We start from the raw sequence: 13,505 nt of genomic DNA on the forward strand, positions 1-13,505 counted from the left end.
GATGGCGAATTATCGCGTCTTGCGCCTACTCGCAAAACTGGAAATCCCGCTGCTGCTGGCGGTGCCGGCTGTAATGGCCGCGGCGTTGCTGGCAGGCGTTGAGCAAGCGGCGCTTGCCATGCTTGTGGTGCTGGCGCTGGTGCTCGCGCTGTTCTTTGCGGGCTACGAGGCGTCGCGACCGGGCCTACGCCAGATTATGCCCACGCTGGTTCTGGCGGCGTTGGCCGCGGCGGGGCGTATCTTGTTTGGCCCCATTCCCGACTTTAAACCGGTGAGCGCCATCGCCATTATCGCCGGGGCGACGCTCGGTCGTCGTAACGGCTTTATGGTTGGCGCGCTGGCGGCGCTGACCAGCAATTTCTTTTTTGGGCAGGGCATGTGGACGCCGTGGCAGATGTATGCCTGGGGTCTGGTCGGCTATGTTGGCGGCGCGCTGGCGCATGCGGGGGCGTTCGACCGTGTCGATGGAACCGTGCGCATGCCGGCGCTGATGGCGTACGGCTTTGCGTCGGGCCTGCTCTATGGCGCCGTGATTAACGCCTACGACATCATCGGTTTTGTGCAACCGCTCACGTGGGCGGGCGCCGTGGCGCGTCTTGCCACGGCGGTACCGTTCGATATCACACACGGCCTTGCGACCTGCGTGTTCTTGGCCGCTCTCTACAAACCTTGGTGTCGTCGCATTAACCGTGTCGTCGTGAAATACGGGCTGTAGTGGCGGTTGCGCCGGGGCGAGAATCAATACTGTTGAAGTGCCATTTTAAAACTATGCCGGTTTACGGGGCTAGATTGGCACAGGCAGACCATACCGGCTTTTTTCGAAAATAGACGAGCCGTCTACCTGCGGTTTTATTTTGCTTGAATTGCGTTTGGTTGGGGATTTGCGATTCAGCCCCGTAAACCGGCATAGTTTTAAAATGGCCGGCTGATATGAGGGGCGTCGTGGCCCTCAGAGAGCCAAATCGATCCGCTTTCTTCCCCCCAGACGTCCCCAGGGAATCAGTTGACGGCGCTTGCCACGAAACTGGCCCATCTACTACGTTTAGCTTGATACCCTCGACCATGACCGCGTTTTATGAAAAACCGCAGGCTTTCTACCTGCGGTTTTCTTTTTGCGTTGTTTGCTGTGGTTGAGGGTAGTGGCTTAAACGTAGTAGATGGGGCAGTTTCGTGGCGGGTGTGCCGCGTGGATTCCCTCGCGAGGTGAACATGATCCGTTTTGCTTCGTCCCCGAGGGGTCGGCTGGGGCTAGAGCTCTAGGGTGAGGGTGACGGGGCAGTGGTCGCTGCCAAAGATGTCGCCGCGGATGCCGGTGTCGCGCACGTTGCCGGCGATGGCGTCGCTCACCAGGAAGTAATCGATGCGCCAGCCCGCGTTGTTCTTGCGGGCATTAAAGCGGTAGCTCCACCAGCTGTAGACGCCCTCGACGTCGGGATTTGCCGCGCGCCAGGTATCGGTAAACCCGGCGTCGAGCAGCTCGGTAAACTTGCCGCGCTCCTCGTCCGAAAAGCCTGCGTTGCCGCGGTTGGACTTGGGGTTCTTAAGGTCGATCTCCTCGTGCGCGACGTTAAAGTCGCCGCAGGTCACCACGGGCTTGCCGGTCTCGCGCTCGAGTCCCGCCAAAAAGCCGCGATAGGCATCGTCCCAGGCCATGCGCACATCGATGCGCGCGAGCTCATTTTGGGCGTTGGGCGTATAGACGTCCACAAACCAAAACTTGTCGAACTCGAGCGCGCAGACGCGGCCCTCGGTCGCGGCCTGCGCCACGAGCTCGGCTGCCGCGCCCTCGCCGGCGTAAGGCAGCAGCGCATCGGCGCGCAGCACGCGCAGCGGTTCCTGGCGGCTAAAGACCGCAGTGCCCGAATAGCCTTTACGCTCGGCGTAGCTCCAGGTTTGGTGATAACCGGGCAGGTCGATATCAGCCTGGCCCTCCTGCAGCTTGGTCTCTTGCAGCGCCAGGATATCGACATTGAGCTCCTGTGCGATCTGGATAAAGCTCGGGTCCTTTTTGAGCACGGCGCGCAGACCGTTGACGTTCCACGAGGCGAAAGTGTAAGTCTGAGGCATGGTGTCCTTTCGACGGGGTTTGCAGGCTTAAGATTAGCGCAAAAGGGGCGGTGGTGGGCTCCGCGCGTGCTGACTCAAAGGCCGCATGCTGGGATGTCGCCCGACGCTGCCCGACCAACAAGGACGGAGGACTCATATGACGCAGGCGATATCGGATCCCAAGCGGGCCTCCGCCGCACTGGCGGAGCTGTTTGGTACCCACAAGCGTGTGGTTTTCTTTGGCGGCGCCGGCGTTTCCACGGCGAGTGGCATTCCCGATTTCCGCAGTGTGGACGGCCTATATCACCAACAGTTTGCCTACCCGCCCGAGACCATGCTCTCGCATAGCTTTTACGAGGCGCATCCGGCCGAGTTCTTCGACTTCTACCGCACCAAGATGATCTCGCTTGGCGCCAAGCCCAACCGCTGCCACACCAAGCTGGCCGAGCTGGAGCGCATCGGCAAGCTTGATGCCGTTGTGACGCAAAATATCGACGGTCTGCATCAGATGGTAGGCTCGCAGCGCGTGTTCGAGCTGCACGGATCGGTCCATCGCAACATTTGCCAGTCGTGCGGCGCGGTCTATAGCGCCGAGTGGATTTGCGCCCGCGAGCACGAGGACGCCGCGGGTGTGCCCGTGTGCCCCGCGTGCGGCGGGCGCATTAAGCCCGATGTGGTGCTCTACGAGGAGCCGCTCGACGAGCATGTGCTGACCGACGCCGTTGCCGCCATTGCCGCGGCCGATGCCCTCATTGTGGGCGGGACCTCGCTCGTGGTGTATCCGGCGGCGGGTCTTACGCGATACTTTACCGGCGACACGCTGGCCATATGCAATCTTGCTCCCACCGATCAGGATGCAAATGCCGACCTGCTGATTTCTTGCGACATCGCTGCCGCGTTTGCGTTCTAGCCCGCGCGCGCGGATACAATAGAAAGACTAATTGCAAAGCGACCCCGCCGCCTGCGCCCGAGCGTGGCGGCGCGGGCATTTTAGGAGGATGTTCATGGCGAACGACAGCAAGACATGGCGGTGCGGAAAGTACGAGCTCAGCTTTGACCGTCCGCGCATCATGGGCGTCCTCAACGTGACGCCCGATTCGTTTAGCGACGGCGGGGAGCATTTCGACCCGGATGCCGCCATCGAGTACGGCCTGGCGATGCTCGACGCCGGCGCCGACATCATCGACGTGGGCGGCGAGTCCACGCGCCCCGGTTTTACCCCGGTCAACCCTGACGAGGAGGCTCGCCGCGTGCTGCCCGTTGTGCGTGCGTTGGCCAAAGAGGGCGCCATCGTCTCGATCGACACACGTCACGTGGCGGTTGCCAAGGCGGCCGTGCGCTGCGGCGCCTCGATCGTCAACGACGTGACGGGCTTCACCGACCCCAAGATGGTCGAGTTTGTCGCGACGAGCACCTGCGGCGTCATCGTGATGCACGCCGGCGAGGTCGCCGCGCCCGCTCGCACGCATGCAACGGTGCAGCTCGATACCTCTGCCGCGGCGTTTGTTGCCGAGAAGGCGCGCGAGGCGGCTGCCGAGGCCGCGCGCGAGGCCGAGAAGCCCGCCCGCCGCCGTCGTGGCAAGCTGCTGGGCGAGCCCAAGACGGAGGCCAAACTGCCGGGTGGCGTGGTGCAGCCCTCGCTGCCGTTTGGCGATCCGGAGCCAGCGCCCGAGCCAACGGGCGAGCAGAAGCAGGAGACGCCGGCCGCCGAGCAGGCTACCCCTGCCGCCGAGGCCGCCGCGACCCCTGAGCCCGCGCCGGAGCCCAGTGATCACTTGGCCGCCATGATGCGCCGCAGCGCCCGCCGCGAGGAGGCTTATGTGCCCACCTCGCAGCTCCGCCGCTTTACCCTGCCCGATTCGGCGCCCATCATGCGCCGCGTCATGGGCTTTCTGTCCGATCAGGCCCGCGCGCTCATCCACGCCGGCGTGTCACGCGACCGTATCTGCATCGATCCGGGTCCGGGTTTTGGCAAGACGGCCAACGAAGATATCGTCATCCAGCGCGAGACCGCCAAGATGGCGTCGCTGGGCTATCCGCTCATGTGCGCCGTGTCGCGCAAGCGCTTTGTGGGCGCCGTCTCGGGCGTGACCGAGGCCGCCGAGCGCGATGCCGCCACATTTGGCGTGTGCCTGGGCGCTATCCAGGCCGGTGCCAACATCGTGCGCGTTCACGATGTCACCGGCTTTGCGCAGTTCCTGAACGGCTACTGGGCTGTTGCCAAGCCGCAGCCGCGTCGCGCGTTTGTGGCCGTGGGCTCCAACCTGGGGCATCGTTGCGACAACATCCGCGCCGCGCGCGACATGATCGCCGAGATTCCGCTCACCTGTGTGTCCAACTGCTCGCGCATCTACGAGAGCGAGCCGGCCTACGAGACACGCCAGGACGCGTTTGCCAACGCTGTCATCGAGATCAAGAGCGAGCTGGCGCCGCTGGTGCTGCTCGACGAGCTTATGAAGATCGAGGCCGAGCTGGGGCGCGACCGATCCAAGAAGGCCAAGGTCAACGGCCCGCGCACCATCGACCTGGACCTGCTGTGGATGGATGGCGAGACCCATGGCGGCAAAAAGCTGCGCCTGCCGCATCCGCTCATTGGCGAACGCGACTTTGTGCTGGTGCCGCTCGAGGACCTGATGCACGACCCGGCGCGGTTCTTCCGCTACAACGGCGTCGAGGTTAAGGAGCCCGAGGATCGCGTGGGCCATATCGTGGGCGAATTGGGGCGTATGTAGATGATCGAGATGAATGCTGTTGCCGCCGGTACCGAGCTCGACGCGGCACGTGACGCGGGCCGCGAAGGCGTGTCCGCGGGCTGGTGCGCTTGGAGCGTGGGCGAGGCGTCGTTGACGTTTTCGCTGGTCGTGCGCCCGGATGTGAATATGCACGCCTTCCATGGCCTGCCGTTTGTGGCGGCGATGGGCATGATGGACGCGCTCGCGGGAACGGCATCGACGCCGGGGCTGGGTCTTGCCGGTAAGGTGGGCATTCAGTGGCCGAGCGATATTGTGTGCGGCGCGCCCGCGTTTGAGACGTCGTTTGCACGCGTCGCCGTCAACGGTGGCGCCGGTGCTGCGGGTATGTTCGGTGCCGTGACGGTGGATATTGAGCGCGCGGCGCTGGGCGAACTTGGCGTGGATGTGACCGATGAAGCGCTGGTCGAAGCGCTGACTACCGCCGTGCTGGCCCGCGTGGACGCCTGGGCGGTTGTCGCCAACACGCCGCAGGGCGCCGCCGGCCCGCTGGCTCCCGTGCTGGGCGAGTACTTCGACATGGTGCCGCTGCTGGGCCGCCAGGTTGCGGCGGTGTCGCCCAACGGCTTGCCGCTTGCGGTCGGTGTGTTTGCGGGCCTGGACATCTGGGGTCGCGCGACCATCAAGACCGATGCCGGCGAGCAGGAGTTTCCGCCCGAGGCCGTACGGATTCGCGGGCTGTAACACGAGATGCCCGCGCTCAAAGACAACGATGACAACAAGACCCTCCCCGGCAGAGTGAACTGCCTCTGCCGGGGAGGGTCTTTGCGCGACTACAGGGTGGCATCGCGGCCCTATTCCTCAAAACTGAAAATTTTTCGTTTTTGAGGAATAGGATTAAGGCAGCTCGGCCTTTCGCGAGGTATATTCGCTATAGAGCCTATTCCTCAAAACTGAAAAATTTTCGTTTTTGAGGAATAGAGATAAAAGACCGCGAGGAGGCCCCGATGAAACTCATCAATAGAGCGTCATATATGGACACGTTGACGAGTCTTATTGGCGTGCCGGATATCAAGGTCATCACGGGCATCCGCCGCAGCGGTAAATCAAAATTGCTCGAGGCCCTCCGCGATTACGTGGAGGCAAATCTGCCTAATTCGAATGTCATCCATATCAACTACAACCTCGACGAGTTCGAGGTTCTGCTCGAATATCATGCCCTGCTCGCTTATGTAAAAGATCATCGGGTGCCCGGCAAACAAAACTTTCTGCTTATCGATGAGGTTCAGATGTGCGAAGGTTTTGAGCGTGCGATCAACAGCCTTCACGCATCCGAGCATTATGACATCTTCATTACCGGATCGAATGCCTTTTTGCTGTCGAGCGATCTGTCGACGCTCTTTACGGGGCGCACGTTCGAGATCGAGGTTTTCCCATTCTCGTTTGAGGAGTATCGTCTCTATGGCGACGAGGGCGAGGTCGACCGTGACTTCGATGAGTACGCGAGAACCGGCGGTATGTCTGGCTCTTACCCTTATCCACTGCAGGAGCAGCGCTATCAATATCTCTCCAACGTCTTTAAGACGCTCATTGTGAGAGATATCGTGCAGCGGCATAACGTGAGAAACGAATCGGCGCTGCTGCGCATTGCCGATTACATGATGGACAACGTTTCCAACATTACGTCGGCACGCAACATTACCGATGCATTAAATGCGGATGGGCTAAAGATTACGAACAAGACGGTCGGTGCGTACATGGGGTACCTGTGCGATGCGTTTGCCTTCTATAAAGTTCGTCGATATGACATTCGCGGCAAGAAATACCTTAAGAGCGGCGAGAAGTATTACCTGGCAGACCACGCGTTCAAATACGCGCTGCTCGGTACACGTGATATGGATTGGGGGCGCGTATACGAGAACATAGTGGCAATCGAGCTGCTGCGCCGCGGATACGAGGTATACGTCGGCGTGCTCTATAAAAAGGAAATAGACTTTGTAGCAATCAAGCGAAGCGAGAAGCTCTACATTCAGGTGAGCGACGACATCAGCTCGGATAAGACATTTGAACGCGAGATTTCGCCACTGCTGAGCATTGGCGATGCGTATCCCAAGATGATTCTCGCCCGCACGCATCACGAGGCCACGGACCGCGACGGAGTGCAGATCGTGGACCTGGCGAGGTGGCTGTGCGGCGAGGCGTAGCGTGCATCGAGCCTATTCCTCAAAACTGAAAAATTTTCGTTTTTGAGGAATAGAAAGGCTTTGAGCCTCTTAGAAAACCATTGGGCTGCCTTACCGGTGCGAGATTTGTGTCCGCGCCGTGCGAAATAATAGTTTATGTCCTAACGATGGGAGCAGACTATGACTGACAAAGCAAATTCGGCGTGTCCACAGGCATGGAGGGTTGCAAAATCCCTATCCGAGAAAATACTCGCTCAAGGCAAGAACGGGGTTTGGTCGCCTGCGTGCATCGCGAGCTTGTTGACGATTGTACGAAAGGGTGCCTCGGGCGCCACATGTCGGGAGCTCGACATGCTCCTGGGCGATGGCGACATGTTTAGCGAGCGTGATCCCTTCGGCATCGAGCTGGAGCGGAACTGGGGCTATGACGGTTATGATGCGAGCACGGCAACGGCAGCTTGGCTTTCCAGGTCCGCGAGCCCATCGGAGGCGTTTCTGCACGAGTGCGACAAATGCAGCGTGCATGTGTCAATCGATGACTTGGCCGATCCGCGCGTTAGCCAACGGGTGACCGATTGGATAGCCGAACAAACTCACGGCCTGTTGTCGCCAAGCATCGAGTTATCACCAGTGGCTCTTGCCTGTCTTGTGAGCGCGCTTTACATGAAGGATGCATGGGCGGATCCGTTTGACGGCGAATCGACCAAAGTTGAGACCTTCCATGCAAAGAACGGCGATGTTCAAGCAGCGTTTATGCGTGGCAAGCGCGATTGTGCGGTGATCGTCGAGAACGGCAGGGTTGCCTTCTTGTTGCCGCTCAGCTCCGATGCCGGCGTGTGTTTTGTTCTTCCGAGCGGCGAGGATGATCATGTTGATGAGGCGCTTGGGCTATTCGAGCGTCTGTCCCAAGGCGAGGGAGAATGGGAGCCCGTCGACCTGGGGATTCCTCGCTTTGAATGCGAGTCGACGCTCTCGGACGTCTGCTCGCTGCTAAAGGCCGCCGGCGTCTCTACGGCAGCTGCGATGGAGCTTACACCTATGGTGGGGGCAGAGGGGACTCCAACGCAGATTGTCCATGGCGCGAAGTTCGCTGTCGATGAGAACGGCGTAGAGGCCGGCGCGTATACGGTGATGGTCGCTGTCGCGGGCCTTCCGCCGGAGAACCCGCCAGAGCCGCGCAAGATAACGCTTGACAGGCCTTTCTATGCAGCGCTCGTGTCTCGCACCGGCGTACCGCTCTTTGTGGCAAGCGTCGCGCTGCCGTCGGTGGACGTGCAAGAAAGGTGAGGTTGAGGTTTGCGAGGGGGGGCTGCTATGCCAAGGGTTGCCAACGTGCTCTTTCCAGCTGACTATTCTGTTTTGATGAAACGTAGTCCCTTGATCTGGCTCGCGGAGGGGTTGGAGAACTAGAGTCACCTAGTCCGTGCGTCAGATAAACTGAGGGGATAAGACAGTGCTCACGCTTGGCTCCGGTCCCTGTCTTGCCCCAGCTCCTGCATGCGGCGGTAGATTTCGCAGATACCCTTAATGGTGAGCTGTCCATCGACCACGTCGAAGGCATCGGTCGAATCGGCGACGATGCCGGCGAGGCCTCCCGTGGCGATAACGGTGGCATCCTCGCGGCCCAGCTCGCGCTTCATGCGCGCGACCAGGCCTTCGGCCATAGCGGCGGTGCCCACCACGGCGCCGACCTTGATGCACTCCTCGGTATCGCGGCCGATGGCGTGCTCGGGCGCCTCGAGCGGCACGCTGGCGAGCTTGGCGGCGCGGGCGGCAAGCGCATCCATGGAGATGCGGATGCCCGGCGCGATCGCTCCGCCAATGTAATAACCGTCCTCATCGATGACGTCGATATTGGTTGCGGTGCCAAAGTCCACCACGATCGCCGGTGCGCCGTAGAAGGTCTCGGCCGCAACGGCGTTGGCAACGCGGTCGGCACCAACGGCCTGGGGACGCGCCGCGCGCAGCTTGGTCACGGCGGCCGTCTGCGGCCCAATGACGATGGCGTCTGCGGCAATGCGGTTGGCCACGGCATGCCATTCGCGCGAGAGCTGCGGCACCACGCCCGCAAAGGCGATAGCGTCGACCGCGTCGAGCGAAAGGCCGTACATCTTAAAAAAACCCATCAGGCGCACATGGATCTCATCTGCGGTATAGGAGCGGTCGGTGGGCATGCGCCACGACTGCACCAGCTCGTCTCCGTCAAACAGGCCCATGGCCGTCTGCGTGTTTCCCATATCGATAGCGAGCAGCATGTCTACTCCCGGTTTCGGCATAAAAGGACGCGCACCATTGTATACGTGCTGTCGACGGCGCTCGGCTGCGATTCGTTTACGGTGATATGGGCTGAGGGGTTTTAAATATGAAGGAATTATGCTCTACGAGAATTTCCTTGCCGTCCACCGAACTCCCGAGTAGTATTCTTTCTTGCGCACATGAGGCGCCCAGACATTGCGGGGTGGAGCAGTCTGGTAGCTCGCCGGGCTCATAACCCGGAGGTCGTAGGTTCAAATCCTGCCCCCGCGACCAAGACTTTTAGCAGCTCAGAGGCATTGTTCTCTGAGCTGTTTTTCTTTGGATAAATAGCACGGCGAGCTAGTGGCTGCGCGGGCATTTTGGATGCCCCCGTGTCAATCTCTGCGCCTTGGAGGTCGTTGGTTCGAATCCGGCCTCCGCGATTAAAACTCCGGGTCAGACGCAGGAAAGCCTGGCAGCGCGAATAAACGAAAAATACCATCATGCCGAGATGATCGGCATGATGGTACATCTTGGAAGTGATCTCGAGCGCTATCTTTAGGGAGGGTTCGAGATCACTTCCGCTTTCTTTAAATGACGAGCTGAGCGTTACGCAAGATTATTGAATAATTACATTTTCAGTAGTATAAGATGCCTGTGCGTATCGCTGAGCATTGGCAAACTGCGAAGTAGCAAGGCCATACATAATCGCAGCCTGCTCCTTATCGCCTTTCGCATTGGCGCAATCAGCCATAGTGGTGTAATTGCATCCTGTGTGCACCGCCTCAGCAGCCTTATTGTAATACTCCATGGACTCGTCATCCACTGAGCCCTTCTTATACAATTCAGCTCCTGCATTTCTTACCGCAATACGCGCGTCGATTTCTGCGCTCTTATTAGTGGCCTGCATGTTCTTTCCGAGGGTAAGCTTGTAGTAATTAGCTGTACCATAGGGAACGTCTGAACGGAATTTCTCGTCATGACCTCTCAAGACATACATTTCCTGATCAGTTGCATCAAAAATTGTCCTGAAAATTGTCTTGAATTCTATGTCATCGCCTTCTGGAGAGTGGAACTGATAGAAACCACCGAAGTCCCAATTTTCCTCACTCCATTTGCCCTCGTCATAGTAACGAATGCTTCCGAGTCCGTTCGCGAGCGTGAGTGGGGTAACGCTGCCGCTCTCGTCTTGCATAACCTTTTCTAGAGTATTGGCTCTTGGCACGCTATCCGGATATGCCTCATATGAATCATTCATCCAGAGCTCATCCCTGAAATGATTCGCTGCAATTAGATAGTCCGTCTCACCGTAGTCACCGGCTTTGCGTACTACATATGCATTATCTTTTTGCTCGATGAGATACGCATTTCCCTTGTTGTCGGAAACGTTGATGTTACCCGTGTGAATCCACTCAGTTTTCGTAAGCATTTTGACTGCTTCGTCTGCCGTATCGCACTTTGTGGCTGTGTACCAATAAGCAAACAAAGTATCGAGGAAGGTGCCTTCCCTATCGATTGTCTTAGCATCATCGCTTGGCGATGCCGTAGGCCCTCCGGCATAGGTAATAATAAGGCCCTTAGAGTTCATGAACGCATTTCCCTGCAATCCACCTGATGCAATGACTGCATTGCCATGTTTCGGATAAGAAACCATGCTCGAGAACATTGCGGCGGGTGTTGTGCTGACTGCATCAAGATTAGCAGCTCCAAGATGATGACCATCCTGAGTCATACTTCCCCAAGCAGATACATTCATACATGTTTTTGAACGCTCTGGATCATTTGAGCTCTCTGGATCAAAATGCATCATGAGGTCATAGTTAAGAACAGATGAGCCCATAACTGCAACTACTGCATCTTCCTTTGAGACTCCTGCCCCCTCAGCTACTCCCGACAAGAAATCAAATACAGATGGATCATCCTCTTCATAATGTTTCAGAATCTTACCCATGGCTTCGTTATATGCGGCATCGTCTGCCTCTGCATAAATTGAAGCCATTACAGCTGTCCAGTTACTTTCTAACTGATCCTTTTGCTGTAAGCCATACTGCTTTCCCATGTCAAACCAAGAGCCATTTACATACACAACTTCTTGCGCATTTCCTGCGTTGACGGTTGCATCGAACTTCCCGTCAAACTCTTCGTTTTCAGAAGTTGAACCGGCATTTGCCAGCGTGCCGTCTGATGACCCACCTTGCGTATTGTTTGCAGAACATCCTGGGCCTGCCACCATGCTTAAACATAAGCTGGCGCAACACAATACGCAGGCTATCTTTCTTCTCATAATCTTGTCACCTTCTCTTTCAGAGGTTCCGTGTTGCCGATAACTTGATGGCTAAAGCAGAGGCCCCTCGTTGCCGACAACCTAATGACAAAATTATGTAATTTTCCGATCCGCTTTCACATGAACTGGTCTCGATAAATATGTTCAATCTTAGCCTATACCCTGGTTTAGCGCTTTATGAACCAGGGTTCATAAAGCGCTAAGCTGTATAAACAAAAGGAAGTGGGATTCATATTGATTAGCCCAACGTAATCAACGTTATGAACATCTGATTTTCTGCAGCAACTGCATCCTGTTGCTAACATCGGCCTTCTGGTAAATGTTATGTGTATGAGATTTGACGGTGCCAGTCGAAATAAACAACAGTTCGGATATCTCCTGTGTGCTTTTCTCCTTGAGCAAGAATCCCAGAATCTCTCGCTCTCTGAGACTAAGGCCAATAGATGTCGCATAGGCGTCTATGATTTCTTCCGAAAGCTCTCCTGTCAAGGCCTCATAGCTAATCGGTTTCACTGTGATCTTGTCAACAAAAAAACGCGCCGCAACAACAATAAGATATGCGGCAACAACTATCTGGGAGACGCTTTCGCCAAAATTGCGGCTTCGAATCGCGCCGCTAGTTACTAGGCTTGCAACATCATTATTTAGCCCATAATGTAACCCCGTAAGAATATCCTCAAAGACAGTCATTAATCCAAGGATTCCAACCAGTCGCAAGAACATATCTAACCTTAAAAACATGCTCTTATGCACTGTTTTGCCAAAGGACCTGCTACCGATAAAGGCTAGTACGATAACCAGAAGTTGGAATGGCAATAAATAACAAATATACAAGAATCCTGTACGCACCTTTAACAAAGGGAACATGATGAGCCAGATGAACAATGGCGCTTCCACCAATGTCAATATCCATGTTTTTGACCCTCCAACAGCCCCCTTGAATAAATGACATATGAGAAAGGCGCAGGCGAAATATAATAGCGACTTGATTACTACGGGCACCGAAAAAAAATTATGGAAGTAATAATAAAGGGGCGAACTTATTTCGTATCCTCGAACTATTAGCTCAATCAAGTACTGGCTTAGCATAAACAGAGCGATATACAGATATTCCTTCTTTTGACCTCCGATATAGAGGATTAAATAAAGGGCTGCACAGATTACACAGCCAGATTTTATTAATAAACTTAAAACAGCAGACAGTACCAGCATCAGGACCCACCACCCTTTTCCTTTTATAGCGCGCAGTGCCCTATTTAATTCATATCATTTGTCCGCAATCCGTCTTCTGGATCTCCTTGCTCTGCTTCTAGTAAGCAAGCCTTTTCCCGCAACCTCTTCAGCATCCTTTCAATAGTACGTCATATAATACCAAGTTGCAGCGTTCGCATCATTCGCTATGAATATCGCCGCCGTGCCCAGTAGCCTTCAGGCGTCCCGAAGGCCGGTGCGTCGCCGCTGACGGGCACGATGCGCTTTTTCACGAGTCTAAAGATGCATAATCTACGGACTTTTCTCTCTCTTGTCATACTTTTGAAAGTGTTCGTAAGAGGCTACCGATCCATTGGAGGCGTAGAGAGTCCAGGTGATGCGCGGACTCATCCCATCGAGCAGGCGGGTGGAGTCTGGCCTTCCAAGTGGGATGAGCGCCGTCGGGGTGATCTTGCCTAAAGATATTGGACTGTTTAATAGGACTAAACATAAGAAAACTCGATTATCAGGGGCGGGTGCCATAAGGCACACCGCCCCCCTTTGTGCGTATGGCGCCAGGACCATGCGCTCGAAAGCGTTGCCCAAACGCATGGTTCATCCGCACAAAGCCCATGGTCGCTATGGGCAAACATCGGTGCGCCTGCACATGGTTTTGAGCCTGTTCTCGAGCGAAAGTATGGCTGTCGATACGCATGCAATTCGCATGAAACCCGGGCTCGTCCGAGAGCCCTATAAAGGAGGATTCGCATGAAACAGTTAGAGACCGACGTCGTTGTCGTCGCCGCTGGTCTGAGCGGCCTTGCCGCGGCGGTCGCTGCAGCCGAGGCGGGCGCTCGCGTCATCGCGCGGCGACCA

Annotated in this window: 10 protein-coding genes and 1 tRNA gene; 7 read left to right on the forward strand and 4 right to left on the reverse strand. The window is 56.7% G+C overall.

The window, feature by feature from the left end:
- Position 1 precedes the first annotated feature (1 nt).
- Positions 2-715, forward strand: coding sequence for a DUF6580 family putative transport protein (locus tag ACTM86_RS03325; protein ID WP_441015272.1), 714 nt, complete (start codon positions 2-4; stop codon positions 713-715).
- Between the two features lie 533 nt (positions 716-1,248).
- On the opposite strand, the gene ACTM86_RS03330 is transcribed toward ACTM86_RS03325, so the two are convergent.
- Positions 1,249-2,067, reverse strand: coding sequence for an exodeoxyribonuclease III (locus ACTM86_RS03330; RefSeq protein ID WP_154516667.1), 819 nt, complete (start codon positions 2,065-2,067; stop codon positions 1,249-1,251).
- 136 nt (positions 2,068-2,203) lie between these two features.
- On the opposite strand from ACTM86_RS03330, the gene ACTM86_RS03335 reads away from it, so the two are divergent.
- From ACTM86_RS03335 to ACTM86_RS03355, 5 genes are all read left to right on the forward strand, one after another.
- Positions 2,204-2,956, forward strand: a complete 753-nt coding sequence (locus ACTM86_RS03335; RefSeq protein WP_441015274.1) for an NAD-dependent protein deacylase — start codon at positions 2,204-2,206, stop codon at positions 2,954-2,956.
- A gap of 94 nt (positions 2,957-3,050) precedes the next feature.
- Positions 3,051-4,778, forward strand: coding sequence for a dihydropteroate synthase (gene folP, locus ACTM86_RS03340; protein ID WP_441015276.1), 1,728 nt, complete (start codon positions 3,051-3,053; stop codon positions 4,776-4,778).
- Positions 4,779-5,480, forward strand: coding sequence for a hypothetical protein (locus ACTM86_RS03345; RefSeq protein WP_441015278.1), 702 nt, complete (start codon positions 4,779-4,781; stop codon positions 5,478-5,480).
- A 263-nt stretch (positions 5,481-5,743) separates the two neighbouring features.
- Complete coding sequence (locus ACTM86_RS03350; protein ID WP_441015280.1) at positions 5,744-6,940, forward strand: ATP-binding protein; 1,197 nt, start codon at positions 5,744-5,746, stop codon at positions 6,938-6,940.
- Positions 6,941-7,099: 159 nt separating this feature from the next.
- Entirely contained in the window at positions 7,100-8,206 is a 1,107-nt protein-coding gene (locus ACTM86_RS03355; RefSeq protein ID WP_441015282.1) for a serpin family protein, read from the forward strand.
- Between the two features lie 170 nt (positions 8,207-8,376).
- Here ACTM86_RS03355 and ACTM86_RS03360 read toward each other — a convergent pair whose 3' ends face one another.
- Positions 8,377-9,174, reverse strand: a complete 798-nt coding sequence (locus ACTM86_RS03360) for a type III pantothenate kinase (protein WP_441015284.1) — start codon at positions 9,172-9,174, stop codon at positions 8,377-8,379.
- 197 nt (positions 9,175-9,371) lie between these two features.
- Here ACTM86_RS03360 and ACTM86_RS03365 point away from each other — a divergent pair.
- Positions 9,372-9,448 (forward strand) — tRNA-Met (locus ACTM86_RS03365).
- 325 nt (positions 9,449-9,773) lie between these two features.
- On the opposite strand, the gene ACTM86_RS03370 is transcribed toward ACTM86_RS03365, so the two are convergent.
- Both ACTM86_RS03370 and ACTM86_RS03375 read right to left on the reverse strand, forming a co-directional pair.
- A complete protein-coding gene (locus ACTM86_RS03370) occupies positions 9,774-11,438 on the reverse strand; it encodes a C45 family autoproteolytic acyltransferase/hydolase (protein ID WP_441015288.1) in 1,665 nt (554 codons plus the stop codon).
- 258 nt (positions 11,439-11,696) lie between these two features.
- Positions 11,697-12,650, reverse strand: a complete 954-nt coding sequence (locus ACTM86_RS03375; protein ID WP_154516643.1) for a helix-turn-helix domain-containing protein — start codon at positions 12,648-12,650, stop codon at positions 11,697-11,699.
- Between the last annotated feature and the right edge of the window lie 855 nt (positions 12,651-13,505).

It is taken from the genome of Collinsella sp. HCP3S3_E11 (genome assembly GCF_052067375.1).
Taxonomy (GTDB): Bacteria; Actinomycetota; Coriobacteriia; order Coriobacteriales; family Coriobacteriaceae; genus Collinsella.